The sequence below is a fragment of the Scleromatobacter humisilvae genome, assembly GCF_023231945.1.
GTDB lineage: Bacteria > Pseudomonadota > Gammaproteobacteria > Burkholderiales > Burkholderiaceae_C > Scleromatobacter > Scleromatobacter humisilvae.
Genome location: NZ_JAJLJH010000001.1, coordinates 895,979 through 920,957 on the forward strand (window position 1 = coordinate 895,979; position 24,979 = coordinate 920,957).

Annotated in this window: 21 protein-coding genes and 1 riboswitch; of the genes, 12 read left to right on the top strand and 9 right to left on the bottom strand. The window is 70.2% G+C overall.

All coding sequences use genetic code 11. The features are described 5' to 3' along the window. Position 1 precedes the first annotated feature (1 nt). From LPC04_RS04260 to LPC04_RS04270, 3 genes are all read left to right on the top strand, one after another. A complete protein-coding gene (locus tag LPC04_RS04260) occupies positions 2–499 on the top strand; it encodes a hypothetical protein (protein WP_275680940.1) in 498 nt (165 codons plus the stop codon). Positions 500–606: 107 nt separating this feature from the next. Continuing rightward, positions 607–1,212, top strand: coding sequence for a hypothetical protein (locus LPC04_RS04265; protein WP_275680941.1), 606 nt, complete (start codon positions 607–609; stop codon positions 1,210–1,212). A gap of 84 nt (positions 1,213–1,296) precedes the next feature. Next, positions 1,297–2,511, top strand: coding sequence for an MFS transporter (locus tag LPC04_RS04270; protein WP_275680942.1), 1,215 nt, complete (start codon positions 1,297–1,299; stop codon positions 2,509–2,511). 33 nt (positions 2,512–2,544) lie between these two features. Here the strand turns inward: LPC04_RS04270 and queD are convergent, their stop codons facing one another. The 4 genes from queD to LPC04_RS04290 form a co-directional block, all read right to left on the bottom strand. Beyond that, positions 2,545–2,991: a 6-carboxytetrahydropterin synthase QueD gene (gene queD, locus LPC04_RS04275; protein ID WP_275680943.1), complete on the bottom strand. Its 447-nt coding sequence runs from the start codon at positions 2,989–2,991 to the stop codon at positions 2,545–2,547. A gap of 35 nt (positions 2,992–3,026) precedes the next feature. Beyond that, on the bottom strand, positions 3,027–3,659 hold the full coding sequence (gene queE / locus LPC04_RS04280; protein ID WP_275680944.1) for a 7-carboxy-7-deazaguanine synthase: 633 nt from the start codon (positions 3,657–3,659) through the stop codon (positions 3,027–3,029). Between the two features lie 31 nt (positions 3,660–3,690). Beyond that, positions 3,691–5,571: a molecular chaperone HtpG gene (gene htpG, locus LPC04_RS04285; protein ID WP_275680945.1), complete on the bottom strand. Its 1,881-nt coding sequence runs from the start codon at positions 5,569–5,571 to the stop codon at positions 3,691–3,693. Between the two features lie 198 nt (positions 5,572–5,769). Further along, positions 5,770–7,818: a beta strand repeat-containing protein gene (locus LPC04_RS04290; protein WP_275680946.1), complete on the bottom strand. Its 2,049-nt coding sequence runs from the start codon at positions 7,816–7,818 to the stop codon at positions 5,770–5,772. A 293-nt stretch (positions 7,819–8,111) separates the two neighbouring features. Here LPC04_RS04290 and LPC04_RS04295 point away from each other — a divergent pair, with 293 nt between their 5' ends. Beyond that, a complete protein-coding gene (locus LPC04_RS04295) occupies positions 8,112–10,001 on the top strand; it encodes a S53 family peptidase (protein WP_275680947.1) in 1,890 nt (629 codons plus the stop codon). A 205-nt stretch (positions 10,002–10,206) separates the two neighbouring features. Next, complete coding sequence (locus tag LPC04_RS04300; RefSeq protein WP_275680948.1) at positions 10,207–10,899, top strand: glycine zipper 2TM domain-containing protein; 693 nt, start codon at positions 10,207–10,209, stop codon at positions 10,897–10,899. A 51-nt stretch (positions 10,900–10,950) separates the two neighbouring features. Here the strand turns inward: LPC04_RS04300 and metF are convergent, their stop codons facing one another. The 4 genes from metF to LPC04_RS04320 all read right to left on the bottom strand — a co-directional run bounded on the left by metF (position 10,951) and on the right by LPC04_RS04320 (position 15,650). Further along, complete coding sequence (gene metF, locus LPC04_RS04305) at positions 10,951–11,781, bottom strand: methylenetetrahydrofolate reductase [NAD(P)H] (RefSeq protein WP_275680949.1); 831 nt, start codon at positions 11,779–11,781, stop codon at positions 10,951–10,953. 73 nt (positions 11,782–11,854) lie between these two features. Next, positions 11,855–13,282: an adenosylhomocysteinase gene (ahcY, locus tag LPC04_RS04310; RefSeq protein WP_275680950.1), complete on the bottom strand. Its 1,428-nt coding sequence runs from the start codon at positions 13,280–13,282 to the stop codon at positions 11,855–11,857. Between the two features lie 94 nt (positions 13,283–13,376). Beyond that, positions 13,377–13,466: riboswitch (S-adenosyl-L-homocysteine riboswitch) on the bottom strand. Positions 13,467–13,526: 60 nt separating this feature from the next. Then, positions 13,527–14,336 carry a helix-turn-helix transcriptional regulator gene (locus LPC04_RS04315; protein ID WP_275680951.1) on the bottom strand — a complete coding sequence of 270 codons (810 nt, stop codon included), beginning with the start codon at positions 14,334–14,336 and terminating at the stop codon, positions 13,527–13,529. Between the two features lie 165 nt (positions 14,337–14,501). Beyond that, positions 14,502–15,650, bottom strand: coding sequence for a DNA glycosylase AlkZ-like family protein (locus LPC04_RS04320; protein WP_275680952.1), 1,149 nt, complete (start codon positions 15,648–15,650; stop codon positions 14,502–14,504). A gap of 90 nt (positions 15,651–15,740) precedes the next feature. Here LPC04_RS04320 and LPC04_RS04325 point away from each other — a divergent pair, with 90 nt between their 5' ends. The 5 genes from LPC04_RS04325 to LPC04_RS04345 are packed head-to-tail and all read left to right on the top strand — an operon-like array spanning position 15,741 to position 22,353. After that, positions 15,741–16,652, top strand: a complete 912-nt coding sequence (locus LPC04_RS04325) for a phosphatase PAP2 family protein (protein ID WP_275680953.1) — start codon at positions 15,741–15,743, stop codon at positions 16,650–16,652. Positions 16,653–16,670: 18 nt separating this feature from the next. Beyond that, on the top strand, positions 16,671–17,696 hold the full coding sequence (locus LPC04_RS04330) for a lysylphosphatidylglycerol synthase domain-containing protein (RefSeq protein WP_275680954.1): 1,026 nt from the start codon (positions 16,671–16,673) through the stop codon (positions 17,694–17,696). Then, entirely contained in the window at positions 17,693–18,814 is a 1,122-nt protein-coding gene (locus tag LPC04_RS04335) for a glycosyltransferase family 2 protein (RefSeq protein WP_275680955.1), read from the top strand. Before LPC04_RS04330 ends, LPC04_RS04335 begins: the two co-directional genes overlap by 4 nt. 45 nt (positions 18,815–18,859) lie before the next feature. Beyond that, positions 18,860–21,601, top strand: coding sequence for an ArnT family glycosyltransferase (locus tag LPC04_RS04340; RefSeq protein ID WP_275680956.1), 2,742 nt, complete (start codon positions 18,860–18,862; stop codon positions 21,599–21,601). Further along, positions 21,598–22,353, top strand: coding sequence for a phosphatase PAP2 family protein (locus LPC04_RS04345; RefSeq protein WP_275680957.1), 756 nt, complete (start codon positions 21,598–21,600; stop codon positions 22,351–22,353). Before LPC04_RS04340 ends, LPC04_RS04345 begins: the two co-directional genes overlap by 4 nt. Positions 22,354–22,401: 48 nt before the next feature. Here the strand turns inward: LPC04_RS04345 and LPC04_RS04350 are convergent, their stop codons facing one another. Next, positions 22,402–23,085: an acyloxyacyl hydrolase gene (locus LPC04_RS04350; RefSeq protein ID WP_275680958.1), complete on the bottom strand. Its 684-nt coding sequence runs from the start codon at positions 23,083–23,085 to the stop codon at positions 22,402–22,404. 119 nt (positions 23,086–23,204) lie between these two features. Here LPC04_RS04350 and LPC04_RS04355 point away from each other — a divergent pair, with 119 nt between their 5' ends. Together LPC04_RS04355 and LPC04_RS04360 are read left to right on the top strand one after the other, a co-directional pair. Then, positions 23,205–24,089: a lysophospholipid acyltransferase family protein gene (locus LPC04_RS04355; protein ID WP_275680959.1), complete on the top strand. Its 885-nt coding sequence runs from the start codon at positions 23,205–23,207 to the stop codon at positions 24,087–24,089. Next, positions 24,086–24,967, top strand: coding sequence for an LpxL/LpxP family acyltransferase (locus LPC04_RS04360; protein WP_275680960.1), 882 nt, complete (start codon positions 24,086–24,088; stop codon positions 24,965–24,967). Before LPC04_RS04355 ends, LPC04_RS04360 begins: the two co-directional genes overlap by 4 nt. The last annotated feature ends 12 nt before the right edge of the window (positions 24,968–24,979 follow it).

Below are 24,979 nucleotides of genomic sequence, written 5' to 3' on the forward strand. Positions count from 1 at the left end.
CATGACTCCAGAACAACGCGCCCTGCTCGCCGAGCGCCAGTCCACCTTCCGCGACTCCGAGGCCGTGCGCCTGCCCTCGCTGATCCGCTTCATCGAGACGATCGGCATCGCGCCGGCCCAGCACGTCGGCATCAACGCCGCGGCCTACCTGCCGCACCTGACGAAGGTGCTGCGGGGCTTGCGCTGCGAGAGCGATCGCGAGCGCACCGTGCTGTCGGCGCGCGTGTCCGAATACATCGGCGAGTACTTCGCGCAGCGGTTCGGCGGGCGCTGGTTCGTCAACGACACGCCGGACAGCCCGACGTTCGCGCGCTACGTGGTCGGCGACTTCACGACGGCGCCGGGATCGCCGGTGTGCATCGACCCGTTCGAGATCGGCATGGCCTTCGCGCGCCAGCCCGGTGGGCGCGATCTCGCGTCGCTGGTCGCGAAGGTCGAGGCCCAGCTGAAGGCCGCCATCGGCGGCGGCACGCCCGCGCCGGGATCGCTGCCGCACTGATCGCGGGGTGGGAAACGCGTGCGGCCGGCCGCGCGTTCCGAAACCATGACATGCCTTGGCAGATATGGGCGCCTAGCCTCGGGTTCTTCCATCACCCGGAGCACGCCATGCCACTCGAGTCCAGCCTTCGTGCCAACCCGTCCGCCGGCGCACGTCGTTCGATCGCCGCGGTCGCCGGCGCCGTCCTGTGCGTCGCGGCCCAGGTCGCCGCCGCGCAGGCGCCCGGCGTCCCCGCGCACGACGGCCTGCACGACTTCGACTTCGTCATCGGGCGCTGGAACGTGCACCTGCGCAAGTTGCTGCATCCGCTGACGGGCTCGACCGAATGGGTCGAGTACGAGGGCACGTCCGTGATGACCAAGATCTGGGACGACCGCGCGAACATGGAGGACTTCAAGGTCACCAGCCTCGACAAGCGCCTGCACATGGACGCGCAGACGCTGCGCCTGTACAACCCCGAGACGCACCAGTGGAGCATCTACCTCGCCTACGCCGCGAAGGGCCAGTTGCCGATGCCGCCGGTCGTCGGCTCGTTCAAGGAAGGCCGCGGCGAGTTCTACGACGCCGAGGACTACGACGGCCGCTCCATCATCGTGCGCTACGTGTGGACGCAGCCCACGCCGACGACCGCGCGCCTGGAACAGTCGTTCTCGCCCGACTGGGGCCGCTCGTGGGAGGTCAACTGGATCTGCGACCTGTCGCCGCCGTCCTGACCCGCCCGGCGGCGCATGTTATTTTTCGCCGGCTTGTCGATTTCCGTCGCGTCCGAACGTCGTCATCGAACAGGAGACTCCGACATGGCGAAACTGCACTACGGATGGGTCATCGTCGCCGCCGGCGCGCTGATGACGTGGATGGCGATGGGCGCGCTGCTCGCGCTGCCGGTGTTCCTCGCGCCGATCTCGGCGGACACCGGCTGGTCGCGCGGCGGCATCGGCTTCGCGATGACGCTCAACTTCCTGACCATGGGCATCGGCTCAGCGGTGTGGGGCGGACTCAGCGACCGCTACGGCCCGCGCATGATCCTGGTGACGGGCGTCCTGCTGCTGGGCGCGGGCCTCGCGCTCGCCAGCCGGGCGACGTCGCTGCTGGAGTTCCAGGCGATCTACGGGCTGCTGATCGGCATCGCCGCGGGCAGCCTGATGGTGCCGCTGATGTCCACCGTCACGCTGTGGTTCGACAAGCATCGCGCGCTGGCGGTGTCGCTCGTGTCGTCGGGCATCGGGGTCGCGCCGATGACGGTGTCGCCGTTCGCCGCGAGCCTGGTGGTCACGCACGGCTGGCGGACGTCCGAGCTGATCCTGGCCGCCGCCGTGGTCGTGCTGTTGCTGCCGGCGGCCCTGTGCATCCGGCGCCCGCCGCACATGCCGGCCGCGGCATCGGCCGGCGGGATGGGCGGCCCCGAACTGAAGGCGGCCGCGCGGCGCGCCCTACGCTCGCGGCCCTTCATCGTGCTGTCGCTGACCTTCTTCGCGTGCTGCGCGACCCATGCCGGCCCGATCTTCCACACCATCAGCTACGCGATCGGCTGCGGCCTGCCCGCGATGACGGCCGTGACGATCTACAGCGTCGAAGGCTTTGCCGGGCTGGTCGGCCGGCTGCTGTTCGGCGTGCTCGCCGACAGGGTGGGCGTCAAGCGCATGATCGTGCTCGGGCTGTTGACGCAGGCCCTGGCCGCCGGCTCGTACGTGCTCGCGACCGGGCTGAGCGACTTCTACGCCGTCGCCTTCATCTTCGGCATGGCCTACGGCGGCGTCATGCCGCTGTACTCGGCGCTCGCGCGCGACTACTTCGCCCCGCAGATCATGGGCAGCGTGCTCGGCGCGATGACGCTGCTGTCGGGCATCGGCATGGCGCTGGGGCCCGCGCTGGGCGGCTGGATCTACGACCGCTTCCACGCCTACACGTGGATGTACCTCGGCTCGCTGGCCGTCGGCCTCGGGGCCGCGGCCATCGCGCTCGCGCTCCCGCGCGTGCGCACGTCCGGGCCTGCGCTCGCGGTGCCCGCGTGAACGACGAGGGCGCCGTCCGCGGCGCCCTTCTTCCTACTTGCGGTCGCAGTCCGCCCAGCTCGTGGGCGTCTCGTACAGCCGCAATCGCCGCAGCTTCAGGTGGTTGCCGAAGCGCTCGGTGTAGAGCGGATCGAGGATCTCGAACGCGATCGCGACCAGGTTCTCCGCGGTCGGCACGCGGTTCAGCACCACGGTCTTGTGGCCGGGGATCTGCGCCAGCAGGTTGCGGATCAGCGTGTCGCCGTCATGCACGAGGAACGCGTGATCCCACAGGTCGACGAGGTGATCCTTGGCCAGCGCCTTGACGTCGGTGAAGTCCATCAGCATGCCGTGATCGCTGGACTCGGGGTCATCGATGGGCTCGCCCTCGAGCGTGATCTCCAGGGCGTAGCGATGGCCATGCAGGTTGCGGCACTGGCTCTTGTGCTGCGGGATGCGGTGGCCGGCGTCGAATTCGAGTCGTTTGGTGATCGTGAGCATGGGATCGAGACCTGCAGGCCGCGCGATCCGGGACATCAACGGATGTCGAGGATCTTGTGCGTCTGCAGGCCGAGTTTCCATTGGGGGTGCGCGAGGCAATAGTCCATCGCCAGGCGCTGGTTGGTGGCCTGCAGCACGTTGTCCATCGGCTGCAGGAAGAAATGCGTGAAGCGCAGGTCGGCGAAGCGTTCCGGATCGACGCCGTCCTGCGGGAACACGAGCTTCAACTCGTCGCCCTCGGTGATGACGACCTTGGAGTCGGCCTTCGGGCTGACGCAGATCCAGTCCAGGCCGGGCGGCGGCGCGATCGTGCCGTTGGTCTCGACCGCGATCGTGAACATGCGCGCATGCAGCGCCTCGATCAGCGCGGGGTCGATCTGCAGCATCGGCTCGCCGCCGGTGAGCACCACGAAGCGGTGCGACGGCGTGTCGCCCCAGTGCTTCGCGATCTCGTCGGCGAGCATGTCCGCGGTCCTGAACTTGCCGCCGCCTTCGCCGTCGGTGCCGACGAAGTCGGTGTCGCAGAACTTGCAGACGGCGTCCGCGCGGTCTTCCTCGCGGCCCGTCCACAGGTTGCAGCCGGCGAAGCGGCAGAACACCGCCGGCCGGCCCGCGTTGGCGCCCTCGCCCTGCAGCGTGTAGAAGATTTCCTTGACGCTATAAGTCATGAGGGCTCTATCGACAACAAAGGCGCGCGGCTTAGCCCACGAGCAGGCGATTGACGCGCTGCACGTACGCGGCCGGTTCGTCCAGCTGGCCGCCTTCCGCGAGCCAGGCCTGGTCGAACAGCAGGTTGGCGAAGTCGTCGAAGCGCGGATCGCCCTCGAGCTTCTTGACCAGCGCGTGATCCGGGTTCACCTCGAGGATGGGCTTGGACGGCGGCGCCGCCTGGCCGGACTGCTTCAGCAGCCGCGCCAGGTGCGCGCTCATCTCGCCGTCCTCGACGACGATGCAGGCCGCGGAGTCGACCAGGCGCGACGTGGCGCGCACGTCCTTGGCGCGATCCTTCAGCGATTCCCTCAGGCGCTCGAGCACCGGTGCGAACGCGGTGGCGGCCGCATCCGCCGCCTTCTTCTCGTCCTCGTCCTGCAGCGAGCCGAGATCGACCGCGCCCTTGGCCACGCTCTGCAGCGGGTGGCCCTCGAACTCCATCAGGTGCGACAGCAGCCACTCGTCGACGCGGTCGGTCAGCAGCAGCACCTCGATGCCCTTCTTGCGGAAGATCTCGAGCTGCGGGCTGGCCTTGGCGGCGCCGAGGGAGTCCGACGCGATCACGTAGATGGCCTGCTGGCCTTCCTTCATGCGCGAGACGTAGTCGGCCAGCGAGACGCCCTTGTCCGCATGCGTCGACGCGAAGCGATACAGCTTGGCCAGGCGTTCCTTGTTCGCGTGATCCTCGCCGATGCCTTCCTTCAGCACCGAGCCGAACTCGTCCCAGAAGGCCTGGTACTTGTCCTTCTCGATCACGTCCTCGCTGTCGGCCAGCGATTCGAGCATGGACAGCACGCGCTTGGTCGACCCTTCGCGGATCGCCTTGACGTCGCGGCTCTCCTGCAGCAGTTCGCGCGAGACGTTGAGCGGCAGGTCGGCCGAGTCGATCACGCCCTTGACGAAGCGCAGGTACACCGGCATCAGCGCCTCGGCATCGTCCATGATGAAGATGCGCTTGACGTACAGCTTCACGCCGCCGCGCTTGTCGCGGTTCCACAGGTCGAACGGGGCCTTGGCCGGGATGTAGAGCAGCTGCGTGTACTCGCTGCGGCCCTCGACGCGGTTGTGCGTGTAGGCCAGGGGCGCATCGGAGTCGTAGCTGATCTGCTTGTAGAACTCCTGGTACTCGGCGTCGGTCACCTCGCTCTTGGCGCGCGCCCACAGCGCCGAGGCCTTGTTGACCGTCTCCCACTCGTCGGTCGTCTTGTACTCGGCCTTCTCGCCATCCCAGTCTTCCTTGAGCATCAGGATGGGCAGCGAGATGTGGTCGGAGTACTTCGAGATGATGGACTTGAGCTTCCACGGACGCATGAACTCGTCCTCGCCCTCGCGCAGGTGCAGGATGACGTCGGTGCCGCGTTCTGCGCGCGTGATCTCCTCGACCTCGAAGTCGCCCGTGCCTTCCGAGCTCCAGCGCACGCCCTGCTCCGCCGGCAGGCCGGCGCGGCGCGACTCGACGGTGATGCGGTCGGCGACGATGAAGCCCGAGTAGAAGCCGACCCCGAACTGGCCGATCAGCGCGGCGTCCTTCTTCTGGTCGCCTTCGAGCTTCGACATGAACTCCTTGGTGCCGCTCTTGGCGATCGTGCCCAGGTGCGACACGGCCTCTTCCGCCGACAGGCCGATGCCGTTGTCGCGGATGGTCAGCGTGCGCTTGTCGGTGTCGAAGAAGATGCGCAGCTCGAGGTTGGGCGCGTCTTCCAGGAACTGCGGATGGTCGATGGCCTCGAAGCGCAGCTTGTCGCACGCGTCCGACGCGTTCGACACGAGCTCGCGCAGGAAGATCTCCTTGTTCGAGTACAGCGAATGCGTGACGAGGTGCAGGATCTGCTTGACCTCGGCCTGGAATGAGAGAGTTTGCTTTTCCATGAGTAATGCCCGATTGGAGTCTGGGTTCGAAGGGGAAAGAGGCGAAGCGGGTTCCGCGCGGCCGGAGGGCAGCGGAATCGCGTATTGTCGCCCGAGCGTCACATGCGGGCCAGCGGACGGGTTTTCAAGCGGCGGAGCGGCGGTCGAGCAGGCATGAAAAAAGGGGCCCGCAGGCCCCTTCGTGGGTGTCGCGCCCGATCACGCCTGGCGACGGCGCGCGGCCACGCCGAGCAGGCCCAGGCCGGCCAGCAGCAGCGCGACGTTGGCGGGCTCCGGCACGGCGGTGACGTCGGTGTAGACGCCGTCGAAGCGATATTCGGCCGCGGCGCCGTCGATCGTCGTATCGCCCATCAGCGCGAGGAACGCGGCGTTGCCGGTCAGGTTGCCGAGGAAGCGCAGTGCGTAGTCGGGCGAGCTGGAGGCGAGCCAGTCGGTCACGTCCAGCGCCGAGCCGGCGGCGACGGTGCCCAGCGCGTCGAGGGTCAGCGACGATTCGCCGAGGTCGATCGACGAGTCCTTGCCGACGGACATCACCGCGAATTCCTGGCCGTTCGCGCCGTGCACGTCGACCAGCTTGAGCAGGCCGCCCTCGAGGTCCAGCTTGCTGCCGGCGGCGAGCCGGTTGGCGCCGTCCAGCACCAGCTTCGCGCCGGCGTCGACGGTGGTCGTGCCGGTGTAGCTGTTGACGCCCGACAGCGTGACGGTGCCGCTGGCGACCTCGACGCTGCTGAAGTTGGAGATGCCCGAGGCGTAGGCGAAGCTGTTGCCGGCGCCCGGCGAGATCGTCATCTTGTTGGCGCTGTTGGAGCCGCCGTCGATGTTGCCCAGCACCGCGGCCGAGCCGCCGGTGATGTTGAACGTCACCTTGCCGCCGCCGCCCGCGAAGGCGATGCCGCTGCTGCTGCCGTCGATCTTGCCGGCGCTGTTGATCGTGACGGCGTCCGCCCCGCCCACGATCGCGGCGTCGGTCGTGCCGCCGCCGCGGATGGTGGCGCCGGCATCGTTGGTGATCGTGGCGCTGAACGCGCTCAGGTTGCCCTTGAGGCCGATCGCGTAGCCGTTGCTGCCGCTGATCAGGCCGCCGGCCTGGTTCCACACGGTGGCGTTGCCGTAGAGGCCGTCGCGCTGGCCGGTCTCGTTGCCCTTGGCGTCGAGGATGTCGTTGCCGGTCAGCGTGATGCCGACGCCCTTGCCGTTGGCGTTGCCCGCGGCGACGTAGCCCGCGATCGTGCCCGAGTTCGTGATCGTGCCGCCGCCGACGGTGATGCCCTCGCTGAACGCCGTGGCGCCCGACGGGTCGACCGCGTTGAGCGACTGGATCACGCCGGTGTTGATCAGGTTGACCAGGCCGTCCACGTCCACGCCGTCGCCATCGCCCGTCACGCCGTTGCCGGTGATCGTGCCGTGATTGGTGACGGTGACGAGCTGCTTGCCGTTGAAGCCGTCGAGGTTGATGCCCGAGCCGTTGTCGCCCTCGATGACGCCGCCCAGCGCATTGACGATGGTCATCGTGTACGCGGTGTTCGCGTCGACCGCGCCGCCGGTGATGCCGTGGCGGCCGCCTTCGACCAGGCCGCTGTTGTTCACCGTGATGCCGCTGTTGTTCTGGCCGTCGATGCCGTCGCTGCTGCTGCCGGTCGTCGTGACCGAGACGATGGTGCCGGCGTTGTTGACCACGCCGTTGACGCCCGGACGCACCGCGTCGGCCTCCAGCGCCTTCAGCAGGCCGGTGGCATAGTTGTTGACGGTGTTGGCACCCGTCATCGCGTTGAAGTCGACGGCCTGGCTGCCGCCGGCGGATGCGTTGTTCGACAGCATCGTGCCGTAGTTGTTCAGCGTGACGCTGGACTTGGCCTTGTTCATCTGGATGACGTCGCCGTCGGCCGTCTGCATCAGCGCGGCGGAGTTGCTCGCGCTGCCGTTGTTGACGACCAGGTTGGTGACGCCGGTGTTGTCGCGGATCGCGCGGCCCGCGTTCGAGCCGGTGCCCGATTGCAGCAGCTTGCCCTGGTTGTCGATCGTGGCGTTGTTGCCGGTAACCGTGATCGCGACGTTGCCGCCGCTCACGTCGAGCGTGCTGCCCGCCGTGATCGAGCCCGTGCCGCTGGACAGCGTCTGCGCCGTGTTCGACGTCCCGTTGACGGTGAAGCCGGCGGCCTGGGCCTGGGTCGCGCCCAGCGCGGCCAGCAGCGGAACGAGAACGAACGGGGCGCGCGCGTGCGCAAGCGTCGAAGAGAAGGTCGGCATCTGGAATTCCATCGTTGTAGGCGCCGAACGACTTCGGCTGAGCCCCCATGGATCGCCTCACCCTCCGCGTCCATAGGTCGGGACAGTGTCGTAACGGGATGTGACCGCGGCATGACAACGACCCCGCAACCTGTCGCCGTCCTGAGCGCGGAGGCACGCACAAACCCGCATCGGGATACCTCGTCCCAAGTTTCGAGCCAAGGCCGTCGTTGACAGGCCCCGGGGCGGCGCCCAGACTTTTCCGTCACCCGGACTGGCTCCCAGTTCCTGGTTCCCACCACGAGAGGTTCCCCATGCGAATCAACAGGATCACGGCCGCGGCACTCTGCGCCGCCGGCGTGCTCGCCAGCCAGGCCGCGCTGTCGGCACCGATGGCTTCGTCCACGATGACTCCCGCGACGGTCACTGCCGCGGCGGCGCAGGATCTCGTCACGTTCGGCGTCTACCTTCCGCTGCGCCACCAGGCCGAGCTCGATGCGCTGCTCGTGCAACTGCACGACAAGACCTCGCCGAAATACCAGCAGTGGCTGCAGCCCGCCGACTTCATCGCGCAGTTCGGCCCGCGGCCCGAGGACATCGCCGCCGTGAAGAACGCGCTGACCGCGCGCGGCCTCACGATCGTGTCGACCAGCGCGCACGGCGTGCGCGTGAGCGGCAGCGCCGCGGCCGTGCAGCAGGCGTTCAGCACGCCGCTGCTCAAGGTCACGCGCCATTCGCACACGCGGTTCCAGGCGCGCCAGCCGCTGAGCGTGCCGAGCGAGCTCGCCTCGATCGAGCTGCGCGTCACCGGCCTCGACGCGCTGCCGCTCAAGCACGTGCACGCGCGCGTCCTCGGCAAGGTGCCGCCGACGGCCGGCGACAACCGCTACAGCCCCACCGGCCCGTACTGGTTCGACGACCTGAAGCAGGCCTACGACTACCCCGCCTACAGCAGCTCGACCGACGGCAGCGGCGTCAGCGTCGCGGTGCTGATGTCCGACCTGATCTACCCGGACGACGTCGCCGCGGCGTTCAACCACGAGAAGTTCACGGCGATCACCGGCAAGCCCGCGCCCAGCGTGACGACGGTGGCGATCGACGGCGGCGGCGTCCTCAACGGCGACGGCTCCGTCGAGGCCAGCCTGGACGTGCAGCAGGTGCTCGGCGGCGCGCCCGGCGCCAAGGTGACGCTGGTCAGCATCCCGGACCTGTCCGACGACCACATCATGGACGGCTACCAGTACATCATCGATTCCAACAAGTACGACATCGTCAACTCGTCGTTCGGCGGCTGCGAACTGGGCTACAACCCCGCGTACAACGACGGCCAGGACCTGACGTACATCCTGCAGCAGTACCACGACCTGTTCCAGCAAGGCAACGCGCAGGGCATCACGTTCGTAGCCAGCTCGGGCGACGAGGCAGGTCTCGAATGCCCGACCCCCGACTACCTCTCCGGCGGCACCAACGCGACGTTCGTGACCAGCGTCAGCACGCCCGCCGCCGACCCGGACGTGACGGCCGTCGGCGGCGGCAACCTGGTCACCACCAGTTCGACGACGACGCTGGCCTCGGCCTACGTGCGCGAGAGTGCGAATGCCGATCCCGAAGTGCCGTACGACATCTACGGCCTCGGCGCGAACGTGTCGGGCGGCTACTGGGGCGCGGGCGGTGGCGTGAGCACGATCTTCAGGAAGCCGCTGTACCAGATCCTGGCCAACACCGGCTCGAGCAAGTGGCGCACGCTGCCCGACGTGGGCATGCAGGTCGGGGGCTGCCCCTTCGGCATCTCCGCCAGCTGCGATCCCGACGACAGCGCGGTCATCATCGCCTACGATGTCGACGACCCGGACAACGGTGGTTTCTTCGGGCTGATCGGCACGTCGGTGTCGTCGCCCGAGTTCGTCGGCGCGCTCGCGCTCTACGAGCAGCAGCTCGGCAAGAAGAACCATCGGATGGGCAACGCCAACTACTACCTGTACGCGGCCGGCGCGCTGCAGACGCTGTTCGGGGGCACGAAGGCACCCGCGGAGCTGCAGTTCTATCACCGCAACAATCCGGGCTTCAACGGCGTCGTGCACGACAGCTTCCCGAGCTACAACTACAACTACGTGTACGGCAACGGCAGCCCCGACGTGCGCAAGTTGTTCGGCCTGACGGGCTACAAGGCAGCCGGCGTGCCGCAGACCTCGACCAATCCGTAAGCTGAAACTGTGTCGAAATGAACGGGGCGTTCGCCATGCGGCGAACGCCCTTTTTCATGGGTGGCGCGATGGTGCGCGGTGCGCTCGACGCGACCGCAAACGAATCCGGACGTTGCCACGGTCGCGCAGGCGGGCATGTGGATCGCCTGTTGATCGGGAGAAGTGCGGGCCACCGGCCTGCGCCCGAACCAACAGGAGACCTCCCATGAGCAACACCACACCCCGCCTGCGTGCCTTCCAGCTCGCCGTGATCGCCTCGGCGGCCGTCGCGCTCGGCGCCTGCTCGAAGAACGACGCCGATGTCGCGCCGCCGGTCGCCGCGACCAGCGCGCCCGCGCAGGTCGCCACCGCGCCCGTCCCGGCGCCCGTGGCCACGACGCCTGCGCCGGTGGTCGTCGCGCAGAACAGCAACGCCTACGAGCAGGGCCGCCGCGACCAGCAGCGCCAGGACGTGCGCCATGACCGTGACGGACGCACGCTGCACGAGCCGCCGCCGCGCGCCGACCGCGACACCGAGGTCGTCGACCAGCAACGCTGGCGCCACGACCAGCAGATAGCCGCGGCCACCTGCCGTGAATGCGGCGTGGTCGAATCCGTCGCCGCCGTGAAGGTCCAGGGCCAGACCAACGGCGTCGGCGCGGTGGCCGGCGGCCTCGGCGGCGCGCTGGTGGGCAACCGGATCGCCGGCCGCCATGACCGCACGCTGGGCGGCGTGGTCGGCGCAGTGGGCGGCGGCCTGCTGGGCAACGCCATCGAGAAGCACGAGCGCACGACCACCGTCTTCGACGTCAGCGTGCGCATGGACGATGGCACGCTGCGCACGGTGCGCGAGTCGACCTCGCCGGCCGTGGGCGAGAAGGTGCGCGTCGAGGCCGACGGCCTGCACGCCCGCACCTGAGCGCGCGCGAGGCGCCGCTCGCGCGCGGCGCCTCGCCATTTCGCGGTCGACCTAGTGGCCGATCGCGCCGGCCAGCGCCAGCGTCGCGGCGGACTGGTTCATCGTGTAGAAGTGCAGCGACGGCACGCCGCCGGCGATCAGCCGCTCGCACAGCGCGGCCATCACGTCGAGGCCGAAGGCCTTGATGGACTTGGTGTCGTCGCCGAACGACTGCAGGCGCAGCCGCATCCAGCGCGGGATCTCGCAGCCCGAGTTGTCGGCGAAGCGCATCAGGCCGCTCGAGTTCGTGATCGGCATGATGCCCGGCACGATGGGGATCTCGATGCCCATCGCGCGCACCTCGTCGACGAAGCGGAAGTAAGCGTCGGCGTTGAAGAACATCTGCGTGATGGCCGAATTCGCGCCCGCTGCCACCTTGGCCGCGAAGGCCTTCAGGTCGGCCTCGGGCGAGCGGGCCTGCGGATGTGTCTCGGGATAGGCGGCCACCTCGATGTGGAAGTGATCGTCCGAGTGCCGGCGGATCGCCTCGATCAGCTCGGTGGCGTAGCGGAACTCGCCGAAGCTGCCGGAGCCGCTGGGCAGGTCGCCGCGCAAGGCGACGAGCCGCTTGAAGCCGGCGGCCTTGAAGCCGTCCAGCGTCTCTCCCACGCTCGCGCGCGTGGCGCCGATGCAGGTGAAGTGCGGCACGCCGACGGCGCCTTCGTCGCGGATCGCCTGCACCACTTGCAGCGTGCCCATCTGCGTCGACCCGCCCGCGCCGTAGGTGACGGAGCAGAACTCGGGCTTGAGCGCATACAGCTCGGCCCGCGCGGCGGCCAGCTTGGCCATGCCTTCGGGCGTCTTCGGCGGGAAGAACTCGAGGCTGACGGGAATGTTGATCATCGTGATTCCTTCGCGAGGGCACACCGCTCCCCGGCCTCGCGGTGGAGGCCAGGTCGCGCGCGCCGGGTCGAGATCAGTAGCGGTACGTATCCGGCTTGTACGGGCCCGACTTCGCGACGCCGATGTACGCGGCCTGCTCCTCGGTCAGCTCGGTCAGCTTCGCGTTGAGCTTGGACAGCTGCAGCCGCGCCACCTTCTCGTCCAGGTGCTTGGGCAGCACGTAGACCTTGCCGGCCTCGTAGGCGTCGGGGCGCGTGAACAGCTCGACCTGCGCGATCGTCTGGTTGGCGAACGACGACGACATCACATAGCTCGGATGGCCCGTGCCGCAGCCCAGGTTCACGAGGCGGCCCTTGGCCAGCATGATGATGCGCTTGCCGTTCGGGAAGATCACGTGGTCGACCTGCGGCTTGATCTCTTCCCACTTGCAGTGCTCGAGCGACGCGATGTCGATCTCGTTGTCGAAGTGGCCGATGTTGCAGACGATGGCCTGCTCCTTCATCGCGGCCATGTGCTCGTACGTGATGACGTTCTTGTTGCCCGTGCAGGTGACGAAGATGTCGCCGAGCGCGGCGGCGTCGTCCATCGTCACGACGCGGTAGCCTTCCATCGCGGCCTGCAGCGCGTTGATCGGGTCGATCTCGGTCACCCAGACCTGCGCCGACAGCGCACGCAGCGCCTGCGCCGAGCCCTTGCCGACGTCGCCGTAGCCGGCCACGACGGCGACCTTGCCGGCCACCATCACGTCGGTCGCGCGCTTGATGCCGTCGACCAGCGACTCGCGGCAGCCGTACAGGTTGTCGAACTTGCTCTTGGTGACGGAGTCGTTGACGTTGATGGCGCGGAACAGCAGCGTGCCCTTGGCCGACATCTCGTTGAGGCGGTGCACGCCCGTCGTCGTCTCTTCCGTCACGCCGACGATCTGCGCGCTCTTGCGCGTGTACCAGGTCGGGTCCGCGGCCAGCTTGGCCTTGATCGCGGCGAACAGCTCGCGCTCTTCCTCGCTGCCCGGGTTGGCCAGCACCGAGATGTCCTTCTCGGCGCGCTGGCCCAGGTGCATCAGCAGCGTCGCGTCGCCGCCGTCGTCGAGGATCATGTTGGGGCCTTCGCCGTCGGTGCCCTTGGCGCCGAATTCGAAGATGCGGTGCGTGTAGTCCCAGTAGTCCTTCAGCGTCTCGCCCTTGTAGGCGAACACGGGCGTGCCCTCGACGACCAGCGCGGCGGCCGCGTGATCCTGCGTCGAGTAGATGTTGCACGAGGCCCAGCGGACTTCGGCGCCGAGCGCCTGCAGCGTCTCGATCAGCACGCCGGTCTGGATCGTCATGTGCAGGCTGCCGGCGATGCGGGCGCCCTTGAGCGCGTTGCCGTACTCGGTGCGCATGGCCATCAGCGCGGGCATCTCGCTCTCGGCGATGGCCAGTTCCTTGCGGCCCCAGGCGGCCAGGCTCAGGTCGGCGACGGCGTACGCGTCGGTCGGAAGGGAGGTCAGGGGTGCGTTCATTGCGGTTCTCCGTTGAAGACCCGCGCCGCCGCAATGGAGAAGACCGGAATGGAGGCAGCCCGTGCACCCTCACCCGGCCCCTCGCATGCTGCGAAGCGGGTGAGCGCGGTTGCCAAGATGGGGTTCCGAGCCTGGGGTCTCGCGGCCGTGGTGACGGCCGGGCCTCGCAACGCTCCTCGGAATCAGGCGCGATTATATCGACCGCGGACGGCCGGCCTCAAGACCGTCCGTCCGTCGGCTGTCGTCAATCGCGCGGCAGCTCGAGCGGCGCCTGGCGCAGCGCGCCGACCATGGGCGGCAGGCGCGAGACCTGGTTGACGATGTCGACGATGCCCGCGCAGCCGGTCTTGGCCTTGAGCCGCTTGACGTGGCTGCGCACGGTCTCGTCGCCGATCTCGAGCCGGGCGGCGATCTCCTTGACGCGCAGGCCTTCGCACAGGCCGGCCAGCACCTGCTGTTCGCGGCGCGACAGGCCCAGCTCGCGGGCATAGGCGTCCACCGACAGCGTCTCGGCGATGCGGCTGCGCGGCAGCGCGATCAGCACCGCGTGGCCGCTGTGGTGGGCCGACAGCGCGGCCGGCAGCGGCACGATGGACAGGTCGCAGGACTTGCCCTCCGACAGCGCATCGGACGGCGCGAACGCCAGCATGCGGCGCTTGCCGCCGTCGCGCGCGCCGGCCAGCGCCTCGTCGAGCGCGCGCTGGTCGCTGGCCGAACGGCCGACCAGCCGCTTGCCGTTCAGCTGCAGTGTCTTCGCGCCGGCAAGCTCGACGCGCGCGGCGTGGTTGGCGTGCACCACGTGGCCGTCGGCGGCCATCAGCAGCAGGCCGTAGTCGACCTCGTCGAGCACGGCCGCCAGCAGCTTGGCCAGACCGGCACCCGGGCCGTTGCGGCGTTCCGGGCCGCGGTAGGCGAGCTCGGCCTCCAGCGCCTCGAGCTCGATGCGCGCGGCACCCAGCGACATCTGAGGCGACGGCGCGGTCTCTTCGGCCGTCCTTCCGATGAAGTGCAGCGTGTCGGCGCCGGCCTCGTGGCGCTTGGCTGACCTATTCAAATCAGACCCTTCCATGCATCCCTCTCACAGGCAAATCTGGCCTGCACTCCCGTTGCCGCGACGACGTCGCGGCCCGACAGGAGCGGGCCATCACATTTAACGTTCTTTCGGTTACGGCTGCGACGTTCTGGATGGCATCAACCCGCCCGCGCGCCAACTTCTGCACTACTTTCGCGGCCGTCTGAGCCGGAAGGCAGCGTTACTGTCGAGCTGGAGGAATTCCGCCATGAGGGCCAGTTCGTCGTCGATCGCACGCGACAGCGGCTGATCGCGCGACCAGCCCCGGTCCGCAAAACCGAAATGCGCCTCCAGGCGCGACTTGTCGACCAGCGTGGCGTTGGCCCAGCCGATCGCCTGGTCGCCGTAGAGCAGCGGCAGCGCGTAGTGGCCCATCGTCCGCTTCGCGGCAGGCGTGTAGGCCTCGAACTTGTAGGCCCAGCCCCACAGCAGCTCGAAGCGCCGCCGGTCCCACACGATGGGATCGAACGGCGCCAGCAGCCGCGCGCGCTGCGGGTCGACGCGCCACTTGCCCGCCGCAGGATCCTCGCCCGGCGTCCACAGCCAGGTCACGCCGTCGATCTTCACCTGGGGCAGCCCGGCGCGCAGCTCGGCGAGCAGCGTGCGCGTCTCGCCCTTCAGGTGCGGCGCGCCGTACTGCAGCAGTTGCGCGAGATAGCCCAGCGAAGCCGACGGCAGCGGCGCGTACTTCTCGACGACGCGCATCAGCAGCCGGCGCGCGCGCTCGTGGCGCGCGGCGGGGTCGTCGTCGGCCGGCGCGTGGTCGACCGCCTCGTAGACGCGCGTGCCCGTCTCGCGCCGCACGACGCGCAGCAGGCCGCGATAGTGCATGCCGTCCAGCAGCGCGGTGCTGGCGTTGAGCGTGTTGGTGTTGCCCCAGCTCTGCACGCGTCCGTGGTCGAACACCTCCTGCACGTCGCGCGGATGCGTCGCGCCGCGCGCACGCACGAAGGCCAGCACCTCGGCGGCGCGGCGCTCGGTCGCGGCGTCCCATTGACGCCTGGCCGTGCGCGGATGCATCAACGCGAGCATGGCGCGCGGCATGAAGCCGTAGTTGACGAGGCAGTCCTCCTCGACATCGAGCCGCGGATAGCGCCGCTCGAGGTCGCCCGCGCGGTAGCCCTTGACGCGATGGCGCAGCGTCAGGTCCTGCGCGCGCGCCGGCGCCCGGATCGGGTCGGCCTGCACGAAGCCGAGGCGATCGATGGCCTTCTGCAGCGTCGTGGGCGGAAACAGCGTGCGGGCGACGGCGTAGCGGCGCAGCTTGTCGAGCGTGATGGGTTTCGAGCGGCTCATGTGGCGGGTTCCTGTCGGGCGCATTCTGCCGCCGGCCCTGGCTCGCCCCACGAGCCAGTCGAAGCGCGGCCGTCGATACAATCGCCGCCCATGTCCGCCGTCTCCCCGCCCTCGCCGCCGTCTTCTTCCTCGCAGGCGGTGACCATGGACTGGCGGCTGCTCGCCACCGGCGTCGCGACGATGGCCGCGGGCCTGGCGCTGCACCGCGACGCGGCGCTCAACGAATCGCTGTTCCATGCGGTCAACGCGTTCGGCCCGGCCGCGCCGGCGACCTGGTCGATGCTCAGCGTGGCCGGCCTCGCGCTGTCGGCCTGGATCTACCTGACGGCCTTCGCCGAGGACGTGCCCGAGCGCGCCGCGCAGCTGCTGTGGGGCATCGTGCTGGGCGGGCTGACGGCCAGCTGGATCAAGCACCACGTCCCCTCGCCGCGCCCGTTCCTGGCGCTCGGCGCGGACCATCTCAACGTCGTCGGCGCGCCGCTGAGCGCGGGCTCGATGCCGTCGGGCCACAGCGCGATGGCCTTCGCGATGCTGGCGGTGCTGATCGCCGAGCGGCGCCGCTTCGGCGAGCGCGGCGCGGTCGACGGCTTCCTCACGTCGCGGCTCGGGCTGGCGCTGGTCGCGCTGCTGGCGTTCGGGATCGCGCTGTCGCGCCTGGCGGTCGGCGCGCACTGGCCGGCCGACACGCTGGTCGGCGGCGGCCTGGGGCTGGTCTTCGGCACCCTCGCGCCGCACGCCTGGCCGGTCGGCGCGATGACGCGCCTGCTCTCGCGCCCGCTAGGACACCGCCTGATGGCCGCGGGCTTCGTCGCCTGCGCGTTCTGCATCGCCGCCACGCCGGGCGTGCTGGATGCCACCGGCCTGGTCGACAAGAAGTGGGCGCGCAACCTGCTGCCCGGCTATCCGCTGGCCTCGCCGTTGCAGATCGTGCTGGCGCTGGTCGCGCTGGTGGGCGTCGTGCGCTGGTGGCGCGCCAGCCTGCGCACGCCGGTCGCGGCATGACCAACTCCCGTTGACGCGATGACCCGCACCCGCTGGATCGCCGTGGCCAGCATCGTCGCCGGCGTCGCGGTGCTGGCGCTTCTGGTGGCCTTGACGCCCTGGCGCCTGCTGGCCGAGCGCGTGGCCACGGTGCCCTGGCCGGGCTGGGTCGGCGCGACGCTGGGCATGAGCGCCACCTACGCGCTGCGCGCCGGCCGGCTGCGCGCCGAGTGGCTGTGGAAGCTGCGCACGCTGAACCTCGGCTATCGCGAGTGCCTGCAGATCACGCTGCTGCACAACGCCGCCATCAACATCCTGCCGATGCGCTCGGGCGAGGCGAGCTACTCGTTCCTGCTGCACCGGCGCTGGGGTGTCGGACTCGGCGACGCCACCGCCAGCCTGCTGTGGCTGCGGCTGCAGGACATGATGGTGCTGGGCGTGCTCGGGATCGCGATCCTGGTGCCGGCGCCGCTGCCATGGCGCATCGGCTGCGCCATCGCGGCGATCGCCGCCGCCGCCACGCTGCTGCCGGCGCTGGTGCGCCGCGTGCACGTGCGCGCCCGCTGGGCCCGCGCACGGGCGCACGGGGCCGCGTCCGCGCGGCGCGCGAAGGTCTGGGGCCTGACGGCCAAGGTCGCCGCGGCCTTCCGCGCGGCGCGCGGCGGGCTGCCGGCCTGGGGCTTCGCGATCGCCAACTGGGTGCTCAAGCTGAGCATCGTCGGCGTGCTGCTGACGATGCTGGCCAACATCCCGGCCGGCGCGGGCTTCTGCGGTGCGCTCGGCGGCGAGCTCGCCGGCGTGCTGCCGCTGCAGGCGCCCGCGGGCGTGGGCACCTACGAGGCCGGCGTCGCGCTCGGCACGCAGGCGCGCCACGCCAAGATCGTCGCGGCCGCGGCCAGCGCCGCGCCGGCCGAGCAGGTTCGCGCCGCAAACACCGACAATGGCCGCCTGATCTTCGGCGCCGCGCTGGCCGTCCACGCCCTGATGCTCGTGGTGGCCCTCGCCACCGCCCTCGCCTTTTCCCTGATCGTGCGCCCGTCGCGGGCGCCAGAAAGCAATCCATGACCGCAAGTTCCACCGGAGAGCACTACCTGCCCTCGGCGTCGCTTCCGGCGGCCGACGTCGGCGGTGCCCATGTCGACAGCCCGTCCAACGCGTTCGGCGTGCGCGGCGCGCTCGATGTCGACGGCGTGCCGTTCCACCGCCTGTCGGTCGTGGTGCCGATGTACAACGAGATCGAGAACGCCGCGCCGCTGATCGACGAGGTGCAGGCCGCGCTCGCGGACTACCCGTTCCCGTGGGAGTTGCTGGTGGTCGACGACGGCAGCCGCGACGGCACCGGCCAGAAGCTCGAGTCGCACGGCGCGACGATCGGCCCGCACATCCGCGTGATCCGCCTGTGGCGCAACTTCCGCCAGACGGCCGCGATGCAGGCCGGCATCGACGCGGCGCGCGGTGACGTCATCGTCACGATGGACGGCGACCTGCAGAACGACCCGCGCGACATCCCCAAGCTCGTCGCGCGCCTGCTGCAGGGCGACCTCGACTTCGTCGCCGGCTGGCGCAAGGATCGCCAGGACGGCTTCTGGCTGCGCAAGTTCCCGTCGAAGATCGCCAACGCGCTGATCCGCAAGTCCACCGGCCTGCAGTTCAACGACCTCGGCTGCAGCCTGAAGGCCTTCCGCGGCTCGGTGCTGCGCGAGGTGCGACTGTACGGCGAGATGCACCGCTTCATCCCGGCGTGGCTGGCCACGGTGACCTCGCCGGCGCGCATGGACGAGGTGCCGGTGCACCACCGCGCCCGCGTGGCGGGGACCTCGAAGTACGGCCTGTCGCGCACCTTCCGCGTGATCACCGACCTGCTGTCGATGCACTTCTTCCTGAACTACGGCACGCGGCCGGGGCACTTCTTCGGCGGCATCGGGCTGTTCGTCGGCAGCGTCGGCGGGCTGATCCTGGCCTGGCTCGCGGCGTGCAAGTTCATCCTCGGGCAGTCCATCGGCGGACGTCCGCTGCTGACCCTCGGCTTCTTCATGGTGATCGCCGGATTGCAACTTTTGCTCACCGGCGTGCTCGCCGAGTTGCTGATCCGCATCTACTATGACGGTCGCCACGCCCAGCCCTACCATCATGGCAACGGCGCCAAGCCGTCCGACGATGCCGGCTGGCATTCCGTTCGATAAGTTTCCCTGAAGTCGCGACGCCTCACACTCTCACCGAAACCGTCGATGTCGGCCCTGCCCCCGCCTCCGCCCTCGTCTCCGCCATCCGGCCCGGCGCCCGCGCCGGCGCCCAAGCCCCCCGCGCCGCCGCCGGCCGATCCGCCGGCGTTGATGCCCTACGACGACCTGTTCGGATCCGAGGAACGCGCCCCCGAGGCGCCGCCGAACCTCACGTTCAACGTCGCGGCCGCGCCGCTGCCGGCGCCGGCACCGCGTTCGCCGGGCGCGTCCAAGCCGCCGGTCGACGTCGACGTTCCCGGCGTCGTCGTCGGCGACGCGCCGCCCGTCTGGGTGCCGCCGCGGCCGGCGGACGAGCCGCCGGATCCGATCCTGAAGTCGCCCGTCGCGCCCGCGCAACCGCCGAAGCCTTTCACCGCCGCGCCGCCGCCGCCGCGCTCGCCCCGGTCCATCTCCGAGCTGATGGAGACCGCCGGCAAGCCGCCCAAGGACGACGAGGATTCCAGGCCGTCCGAGCCTCAGATGTGGTCGGCCCAGGATGCGCAGGCCGGCAAGGCTCCCCCGGTGACCCGGCTGTCGCAGCCGCCGGCGCGCGCGCCCGGCCCCGCGCAGCCGGCGCCCAAGTCGATCTCCGAGCTGATGCAGACGGTCAAGCCGCCGCCGCCGCCGCGCGCGGCGCCCGCCGCGCCGCAGCAGCCGCAGTTGCCACTCACGCCGCAGCCGCCGGCGCGCACGCCGTCGTTCGACCGCATCGCCCCTGCGCCGGTGCGCACGCCGCCGCCGTCGGCCGCGGAACACCGCGCCTCGCGCCCGATCCCGCTGACGGCGCTGACGCCCGACGACGAGGACGACTTCGCCCGCGCCTTCGCGTCCGACGACGACGAGACGGTGGTGATGTCTGGCGGCCACTCGGCCTCGCCCGAGGCCGACACGGTCATCGCGGTGGCCGCGCCGATGCGCCGCGCCAACGACTCGCGGCCGTCGCTGCGCTTCCTGGGAATGCTGATGACGGTGCTGCTGGCGCTGTGGATCGCGCGCCTGGGCGCGGCGCCGCTGTTCGACGTCGACGAGGGCGCGTTCGCCGAGGCCACGCGAGAGCTGACGGTCGGCCACGACTGGGGCAGCACGACGCTCAACGGCGTCGACCGCTTCGACAAGCCGATCCTGATCTACTGGTTCCAGGCGATCAGCCTGAAGATGTTCGGGCTCAACGAATTCGCCGTGCGCCTGCCGTCGGCGCTGTGCGCGTTCCTGTGGTGCCTGGCCATCGGGCATTTCGCGTGGCGGCGCTTCGGACCGCAGGCGGCGATCGCCGCCGCGGGCATCCTCGCCACCAGCCTCGGGCCGATGCTGATCGGCCGCGCGGCCACGGCCGACGCGCTGCTGAACCTGCTGCTGACGATCTCCACGCTCGACCTGTGGCGCCACCTCGAGAACGGCCGCGACGGGCCGCGGCGGCGCGCGTTCGCCTGGATCGGCCTGGGCCTGCTCGCCAAGGGGCCGGTCGCGCTGCTGATCCCCGCGGCGGCTGCCGGCCTGTGGCTGCTGTCCAACCGCGACCGCTCGCGCCTGCAGCGGCTGGTGAGCGACCCGACGGCCTGGGCGCTGATGGTGTGCATCGCGGCGCCCTGGTACATCTACGCCGTCGCGCGCCACGGCATGGCGTTCGTCGACGGTTTCCTGCTGCACCACAACCTGCAGCGCTTCACCGGCTCGCTGGAAGGCCACGCCGGCAGCCTGTTCTACTACCTCGAGGTGCTGCCCGTCGCGATGATGCCGTGGTCGCCGCTGCTGGTGCCCATCGCGCTGCGCCTGCGCGTGCGCTGGCGCGAGCCGGTCAACCGCTTCATGCTGCTGTGGCTGGCCTTCGTCGTGGTGTTCTTCTCGCTGTCGGGCACGAAGCTGCCGCACTACGTGCTGTACGGCTTCACGCCGCTGATGCTGCTGGCCGCGCAGGAGCTGGTGGGCGCCAAGTGGCCGACGCGGCTGGCCTTGTGCGTCACCATCATCGGCGTCGTCGCGCTCGGCGCCGCGCTGCCGTGGATCGCGCACACGCTGGCCGCCACCACGCGCGACCCGCTGTACCAGACGCTGCTCCAGACCGCGCCGCCCGCGCCGTGGATCTGGATCTGCGTGCCGGTGGGCCTGCTGGTCTTCGCGCTGACGATCTGGGTGCCCAACGTGCGCCACTACATCACCGAGTCCGACGGCGCGGTCTTCGCGGGCCTGCTGGCCGCCGGCTGGCTGGTGCTGGCCGCGCTGCCGTGGCTCGCGCAGACGCTGCAGGATCCGATCCGCACGCTGGCGCGCACGGTGCCGATCGCGCAGATGACGCTGGTCGACAAGCAGCCCGTCGTGCAGTGGCGGCTGCAGCAGCCGAGCCTGGCGTTCTACCTCAACCAGCCGGCCAGGTACCTGCCCGACACCGATCCGGCCAACGGCGAGTGGGCGTTGACGCGCATCGACCGCGTCAAGCCGGACGAACTCGCCAAGCTGGAAGTGGTGCAGCAGCTGCGCGGCTATGCGCTGGTGCGGCCGGCGCACGCGGCGTCCGAGCCGCTGTCCATCCTCGGCGCGCAGCAGACGGCGGCGCAGGCCGCGAGCGAGGCCGCGTCGGCGCAGGCCCTGGCCCTGGCGGCGGCGAAGCTGGCGGCGCAGGCCGCCGAGGCGGCGAGCGCGGCATCGGCCGCTGCCGCCGCGAAGCTGGCCCCGCCGGCGGCCGCGCCCGCGCCGGTCGCGGCACCGGCGCCGGTCGCGCATCCGGCGAACCCGGCGAAGAAGTCGAAGTGACCGAAGCCTCGCCCGGGCGCGCGGCTCGCCGCGGCTGGCGCGCGCGCAACAAGGCCGGCTGGATCGGCCTGACGCTCGCGCTGCTGCTCGCGTGGATCTTCACGGTCTGGCCGCAGTTCGACCTGTGGGTCAGCGGGCTGTTCCACGACGCCAACGGCGGCTTCATCGGCGACCGCTATGCGCCGGTGCGCCTGATCTATCACGGCATCCCGAACTCGGGGATCGCCTACGCCGTCATCGGCCTCGTCGTGATCGTCGTGTCGCTGTGGCGCCCGCATCCGGTCGGCGGACGCTGGTCGCGCCGGCTCGCGGCGCTGGCCTGGGTCAGCATCCTCGGCTCGGGGCTGGTCGTCAACGCCGGCCTGAAGGAATACTGGGGCCGCGCGCGGCCGGTGCAGGTCAGCGAGTTCGGCGGCAAGCAGCACTTCTCGCCGGCGCTCGTGCCCGCCGACCAGTGCAAGCACAACTGCTCCTTCGTCAGCGGCCACGCGACGTCCGGCTTCATCCTGATGGCCGTCGGCCTCATGGGCAGCGTCGCGACGCGGCGGCGCTGGCTGTGGATCGGGCTGGCCTGGGGCGCGATCGTCAGCCTGGCGCGCATCGCCGAGGGCGGCCATTTCCTCAGCGACACGCTGTTCGCCGGCCTGGCCGTGTGGGGCAGCGGCTGGCTGATCCGCGAGCTGTGGCTGCGGCACGTGGCCCTGCGATGGCGACGCGCGCGACGACGACGCGAGGCGCTCGCGGCAAAATGAACAACGGCGACCCGCGGGTCGCCGTTTTTCATTCGAGAGTTCGCGCGCTCAGGGCGTCCACTCGAGCGCGATGCCCTTGAAGTCGACCGCGGCGTTGGGCGTCTTGATCGACAGGTTGCTGATGTGGCGGAACGCGAAGCCCGCGCGCCAGTGGCCGTCGGCGCTGCTGACGCCGATGCCGAAGTGGTCGGAGAACTGGAACTCGGTGCTCTTCTGGCGATCGCCGATGCTGGGCTCGCTGAGGAAGGCCGGGCCGATGCCGAACTCGAGATCCAGCCGCGTGCCCTGCGACACCGGGTAGCGCCAGTGCATCATCGGCACGAAGGCGACGTCGAAGGCGTCGTGGTGGTAGAGGCTGTCGGACTTGGCCTGCCACGCGCCGACCGAGATCACGGGCGACATGTCCAGCGAGAACGGGCCGACGTCGGTCAGCTGGCATTCGTGGCGCTCGACGCCGATCGATTCGTACGTCAGCTCCGAGTCCTTGCCGGCCGCCACGCGGCCGCCCCAGGCGTCGTTGCCGCGCTGGCCGTGGGCCAGGCAGCCGAAGAACGGCGAGCCCTTGAGCGCCGCGACCGTCCAGGTGGCGATCGTGCCGGCGATGGCCGTGTTCTTCAGCGCGGTGCCGGCGCCGGTCTCGGCGTGCACGGGCGCGGCGGCCGCGAGGGCCAGCGCGAGCGTCAGGCCCGCGGCCCGCCGCGAGCTGTGGGGAGCGGTGGTGTTCGAATGCATCCCGCGACTGTAGCGCGGCAGCGGGATATCCCTGCTGGCGGACCGGCGACCCCGTCGGCGCCGCGCGACAGCGATGCCGCCGCTGCGGGGATAATCGCCGACCACTTTCGTCACACTCCATGTTCCTGGTTCGCTGGATCTCCGGTTGGCCCCTGCGCCTGCTGCACGCCGTCGGTGGGGGCCTGGGCTGGCTCGTGTGGCTGCTGTCGCCCACGTACCGCCGCCGCCTGCGCACGAACGCCGACCTGGCGGGCGTGCCCGCGAGCGCGCGGCGCCGGTCCATTGCCGAATCCGGCCGCATGGTGGCCGAGACGCCGTGGCTGTGGCTGCGCGCGACGAACGACGACCTGGTGCGCAAGGTCACCTGGCGCAACCCCGAGGCGCTGGAGGCGGCGATCGCCGAACGCCGGCCGCTGGTGATCCTGACGCCGCACATGGGCAGCTTCGAAGTGGCCGCGCGTGCGTACACGGCGCGCTTCGGCCACCTTCAGCCGGTCACCGTGCTGTACCGGCCGGCTCGCCAGCGCGCGCTGCGCGAGTTCCAGGAACAGGCGCGCAGGCGTCCGACGATGCCCACCGCCCCCGCCAGCCTGGCCGGCGTCCGCCAGATGCTGCGCGCGCTGAAGAAGCGCGAGTCGGTGGGCCTGCTGCCCGACCAGGTGCCGCCGGACGGCCAGGGCGTCTGGGCGCCGTTCTTCGGCCAGCCGGCCTACACGATGACGCTGGCCGCGCGCCTGACGCAGCAGACCGGCGCGCACTGCACGGTGCTGCGCTGCGAGCGCCTGCCGCGCGGTGCCGGCTACGTGATCCACTCGTCCGAACTCGTGCGGCCGCTGCCCGCCGGCACCGACGCCGCGTCGCAGCTCGAGGCCGCGACCATCATCAACGAGACGATGGAGCAGGTCATCCTGAGCGATCCCGGTCAATACCTGTGGGGGTACAACCGCTACAAGCCTCCGCGCGCCGCCGACATCCCCGAAACCCGCGCTGAAGGAAACGAATGAACCTCGTCGCACGACTCGTGCTGGCCTGGCTGTGGGCGCTGAGCTGGCTGCCGCTGGCCGTGCAGGCCGCCATCGGCCGCGGACTCGGCAAGCTGCTGTGGGTGCTGGCGGGTTCGCGCAGGCGCATCGCGCTGCGCAACCTCGAGCTGACGATGCCGGAGAAGAGCGAGGCCGAGCGCCGCGCCATCGCCTACGAGAACTTCCAGTGGATCGCGCGCAGCTTCCTCGAGCGCGGGCTGCTCTGGTACGCGTCGCCGGAGCGGCTGCGGCGGCTGATGCACGTCGAGGGCGATCCCGGCTTCGCCGAGCGCGAGCCGGGCGCCGTGATGTGGCTGGCGCCGCACTTCGTCGCGCTGGACGTGGCCGGTCAGGCGACGCAGCTGTTCCAGAACCGCCCCGTCGGCTCGATCTACCAGAAGCAGAGCATCGCTGCCTTCGACAAGGCGATCCGCAAGGGCCGCGTGCGCTTCGGCAACGGCGACATCTACTCGCGCCACGAGAAGGCGCTGCCGCTGATCCGCGCCATCCGCAAGGGCGTTGCGTTCTTCAACCTGCCCGACATGGACTTCGGCGAGCAGGACGCCGTCTTCGTGCCCTTCATGGGCGTGCCCGCGGCCACGCTCACCGCGCCGTCGAAGATGGCGAAGTCGCTGAAGATGAAGGTGCAGCCGGTGCTCGCCGAGATGCTGCCCGGCGGCCAGGGCTACCGCGTGCGCTTCATGGAGCCGTGGACGGACTTCCCCACCGACGATCCGGCCGCCGACGCGGCCCGCATGAACGAGTGGATCGCGGCGGAGGTACGGCGCAATCCGTCGCAGTACTACTGGGTGCACAAGCGCTTCAAGACGCGGCCGCCGGGCGAGCCGAGCCTGTACTAGATCCGAGACGAC

What these genes read in the sequence shown, in the direction of transcription:
- LPC04_RS04260 (WP_275680940.1), top strand. Translation starts at nt 2, where the DNA reads ATGACTCCAGAACAACGCGCCCTGCTCGCCGAGCGCCAGTCCACCTTC.
- LPC04_RS04265 (WP_275680941.1), top strand. Translation starts at nt 607, where the DNA reads ATGCCACTCGAGTCCAGCCTTCGTGCCAACCCGTCCGCCGGCGCACGT.
- LPC04_RS04270 (WP_275680942.1), top strand. Translation starts at nt 1,297, where the DNA reads ATGGCGAAACTGCACTACGGATGGGTCATCGTCGCCGCCGGCGCGCTG.
- queD (WP_275680943.1), bottom strand. Translation starts at nt 2,991, where the DNA reads ATGCTCACGATCACCAAACGACTCGAATTCGACGCCGGCCACCGCATC.
- queE (WP_275680944.1), bottom strand. Translation starts at nt 3,659, where the DNA reads ATGACTTATAGCGTCAAGGAAATCTTCTACACGCTGCAGGGCGAGGGC.
- htpG (WP_275680945.1), bottom strand. Translation starts at nt 5,571, where the DNA reads ATGGAAAAGCAAACTCTCTCATTCCAGGCCGAGGTCAAGCAGATCCTG.
- LPC04_RS04290 (WP_275680946.1), bottom strand. Translation starts at nt 7,818, where the DNA reads ATGCCGACCTTCTCTTCGACGCTTGCGCACGCGCGCGCCCCGTTCGTT.
- LPC04_RS04295 (WP_275680947.1), top strand. Translation starts at nt 8,112, where the DNA reads ATGCGAATCAACAGGATCACGGCCGCGGCACTCTGCGCCGCCGGCGTG.
- LPC04_RS04300 (WP_275680948.1), top strand. Translation starts at nt 10,207, where the DNA reads ATGAGCAACACCACACCCCGCCTGCGTGCCTTCCAGCTCGCCGTGATC.
- metF (WP_275680949.1), bottom strand. Translation starts at nt 11,781, where the DNA reads ATGATCAACATTCCCGTCAGCCTCGAGTTCTTCCCGCCGAAGACGCCC.
- ahcY (WP_275680950.1), bottom strand. Translation starts at nt 13,282, where the DNA reads ATGAACGCACCCCTGACCTCCCTTCCGACCGACGCGTACGCCGTCGCC.
- LPC04_RS04320 (WP_275680952.1), bottom strand. Translation starts at nt 15,650, where the DNA reads ATGAGCCGCTCGAAACCCATCACGCTCGACAAGCTGCGCCGCTACGCC.
- LPC04_RS04325 (WP_275680953.1), top strand. Translation starts at nt 15,741, where the DNA reads ATGTCCGCCGTCTCCCCGCCCTCGCCGCCGTCTTCTTCCTCGCAGGCG.
- LPC04_RS04330 (WP_275680954.1), top strand. Translation starts at nt 16,671, where the DNA reads ATGACCCGCACCCGCTGGATCGCCGTGGCCAGCATCGTCGCCGGCGTC.
- LPC04_RS04335 (WP_275680955.1), top strand. Translation starts at nt 17,693, where the DNA reads ATGACCGCAAGTTCCACCGGAGAGCACTACCTGCCCTCGGCGTCGCTT.
- LPC04_RS04340 (WP_275680956.1), top strand. Translation starts at nt 18,860, where the DNA reads ATGTCGGCCCTGCCCCCGCCTCCGCCCTCGTCTCCGCCATCCGGCCCG.
- LPC04_RS04350 (WP_275680958.1), bottom strand. Translation starts at nt 23,085, where the DNA reads ATGCATTCGAACACCACCGCTCCCCACAGCTCGCGGCGGGCCGCGGGC.
- LPC04_RS04355 (WP_275680959.1), top strand. Translation starts at nt 23,205, where the DNA reads ATGTTCCTGGTTCGCTGGATCTCCGGTTGGCCCCTGCGCCTGCTGCAC.
- LPC04_RS04360 (WP_275680960.1), top strand. Translation starts at nt 24,086, where the DNA reads ATGAACCTCGTCGCACGACTCGTGCTGGCCTGGCTGTGGGCGCTGAGC.